Annotated in this window: 1 pseudogene; it reads right to left on the bottom strand. The window is 44.3% G+C overall.

The window, feature by feature from the left end:
* Nucleotides 1-734 (bottom strand): annotated as a pseudogene (locus tag LPB89_RS21910) (gliding motility-associated C-terminal domain-containing protein); the annotation flags it as partial.

The raw sequence follows: 734 nt of genomic DNA on the forward strand, positions 1-734 counted from the left end.
CTGTTGAAGTCGCGGTATCGCAATTCCCCGGATTGTTGATTTCACAGATGGTATATTCTAAATTATAACTTCCTGCCGGTGTATTGGCCGCCACTGTTACTGTTCCGTTTGTATTGATAGTCAGTCCTGCCGGTATCGGAGTCGTTACCGTTAGTTTTACGTCTCCCGGATTGGTTCCGATTACAGCTTGTGCTGCGTTTACGGTGTCACCTGCGATTAAGGAAACTGTTGTGGTTCCGCCTGCATTTCCGTTGATTGAGCCTAGGTTGTCTGCAACAGCATCAATTGATGGTGCTGTGATTGTTACCTGCACTTGGTTTGAACTGCAGTTTGTTGGGTTTAACAACTCACAGATTTCATAGGTCAGTTGGTAAGTTCCTGCCGGAGCGTTGGCTCCTAATATCGCATTTCCATTAAAATCTACGGTCAAATATCCTTTTGGATCGGCTGTAGTTACTGTCAGTTTTACGTCTGATGGAATTAAGGCTGCCCCGTTTTTAGTGTCATTGTCAAAAACATTTATTAGTGTCTTTGGCGTATTCGAACTAAGGGTTGAAGGAACTGCATCTAAATTCGCTACCAAAGTTGCTGCTGTAACTACAACTGTTGAAGTCGCGGTATCGCAATTCCCCGGATTGTTGATCTCACAGATGGTATATTCTAAATTATAAGTACCTGCCGGTGTGTTGGCCGCCACTGTTACTGTTCCGTTTGTATTGATCGTAAGTCCTGCT

This window comes from Flavobacterium sp. ENC (assembly GCF_020991415.1).
GTDB lineage: Bacteria > Bacteroidota > Bacteroidia > Flavobacteriales > Flavobacteriaceae > Flavobacterium.